The 1,955-nt window shown below is 73.0% G+C and carries 3 protein-coding genes; 1 reads left to right on the top strand and 2 read right to left on the bottom strand.

The window, feature by feature from the left end; all coding sequences use genetic code 11:
* On the top strand, nucleotides 1-1,064 hold a 1,064-nt coding region (locus tag AC1DUQ_RS21315), incomplete at its 5' end, for a hypothetical protein (RefSeq protein ID WP_477074584.1).
* Between the two features lie 5 nt (nucleotides 1,065-1,069).
* On the opposite strand, the gene AC1DUQ_RS21310 is transcribed toward AC1DUQ_RS21315, so the two are convergent.
* Complete coding sequence (locus tag AC1DUQ_RS21310) at nucleotides 1,070-1,405, bottom strand: STAS domain-containing protein (protein ID WP_477061238.1); 336 nt, start codon at nucleotides 1,403-1,405, stop codon at nucleotides 1,070-1,072.
* A 58-nt stretch (nucleotides 1,406-1,463) separates the two neighbouring features.
* Nucleotides 1,464-1,955, bottom strand: a 492-nt coding sequence (locus AC1DUQ_RS21305) for a radical SAM protein (protein ID WP_477074583.1), incomplete at its 5' end; no start/stop codon positions are given.

The following is a 1,955-nucleotide window of genomic DNA, read 5'->3' as shown; positions in this document are numbered from 1 at the left end:
GCGCCGGGGTGCGCAGCGGCGTCGCCGTCGGAGCGGCCGGGGCGGTGGCGCTCGGTGCGACCTGGATCGGCCGCCCGGCGCCGTCGGTGCTGCCCGCCGCCCGGGCGGACGCGGCGCCCGGTACCTGCGGGTCGGACATCGAGGCGCTCGCGCACGTCACGGACTCGCCGGTCGGGTTCGCGGACAGTACCCAGATCGAGGACGGCGTGATCACGCCGTCCTCGGGCGGCCGGCTCGGCACGCTTCTCGGTCGGCACTTCACGCTCGGCGCCGTCACCCCGGCGACCGCGGAGGAGCTGGAGCTGCCAGGTGACGGATCCTTCACGCAGGTCCAGCTGTCGACCCTCAAGACGCTCCTTGCCACGGCCGAGCAGGGAGGCGACGGGACCCCGCAGTCGGACCCCGCGGAGATCGATGCCCTGCGCGAGCAGATGGCGGCGCTCACGGCGCAGATCGACGCCGATCGCGCGTCTCGTGCCGACTCTCCGGACGCCCTCGACCTCCAGGTCCTCGTCGCGTCCGGATCCACCGTGGTGGCCACGAGCGAGCTGGAGCCGGACGCCGAGATGTCGCTCCTGCTCGGCGCGGCCACCGTGCGCTACCTCGGGCTCGACCTGGTGACGTGCGCAGTGCCCGGCACACCCGGCGGCGTCCCGCTGCCGACCGGTGTCTACTCCGTCTACCTCACCTACCGGGGGACGGCCGACCAGCCGGCCACGGCGGTCGGTCCGGCGATGCTCTCCCTCGACGACCCAGCCCCGGTGGCGGGCCTTCCGGGGGACTTCCCGATCGAGGCCGGTCTGCTCGGCGATCGGCTGGTCGCCGCGCACCACGAGTCGTCGGACCGCTGGGTCGTCGAGGTCGTCGCCGGCGCCGACGACAAGGTGTCGACAGCCGCGGGAATGCTCGGGCTCGACACCACCGAGAGCCACAGTCTCGGTGTGGGCGCGCCTCCGCAGCAGGGCCCGCTGTYCGGCACGGTCGACGGGTGGTCGGTCCGCATCGCCTCGGCCACGACCGCAGACGATGAGCCGTCCCTCGTCTACGACTTCCAGAGGGACTGATCCGGTCAGTCGGCGAGAGCTGCCTCGATCGTCTCGTGCACGGTGAACACCTGGAGCAGCGCGGTGATCCGGAAGACCTTGAGCAGCCGTTCGGAGTCGATCACCAGCTGCAGCTGACCGCCGGCCAGCCGGACCTTCTTCAGGGTGCCGACGAGCACGCCGAGCCCGGTCGAGTCCATGAACCGCACCGCGCGCAGGTCGATCACGAGGTCGGTGCGGTCGCGGTCGAGCAGCTCGGCGACCTGGTCGCGCAGCACGTCGGCCGAGGACACGTCGATCTCGCCGTCCACCTCGACGACTGTCCGGGGACCGATGTCCCGGCTGGTCACACGCACATCCATCGGGCCCCTCCCTCTGAGCGCATTCAAACAGAGAGACCGCCCTCGCGACGAGGTGCGTTCAGCGCGTCGCCGCGAGGGCTTCCCGGTACTCGCTCGTCGTCCCGTCCGGCCGGACCTCCTGGAGCACGTGGTCGCGCACCCCGAGGTCGGCCAGGACGGCCCCGAGCTCCGCCACGTCGGCGTCGCTCAGGACCGTCGGGTCGACCGTGGTGCGCACCTGCACGTCGACCCCCGCGCCCAGCACCAGCCGCAGCGAGGCGAACGCGGCATCCGCGCTGGTCCGCGGCCCGCCGACCTGCGTGATCGCTCGGTACAGCCGCGCGGGTGCCTTCACGTCCAGCCCCACCCAGTCGACGTGCGGGAGCACGGCCTCGAGCCGTCGCGGGTAGGCGCCGGACGTGTGCAGGCCCACGCCGAACCCGGCGTCGTGGACCTGCACCGCGGCGTCGCGCAGCGCGAACTGCATCGTCGGCTCCCCGCCCGAGAACACCAGGCCGTCGAGCAGCCCGTGCCGCCGGCTCAGCAGGTCGAGCACGTCCTCCCACGGGAC

The sequence above is a fragment of the Cellulomonas sp. P4_B5_2 genome, from assembly GCF_056402235.1.
Note: the sequence above shows the minus strand (reverse complement) of the source record. Positions and strands in the feature narration are given on the sequence as shown.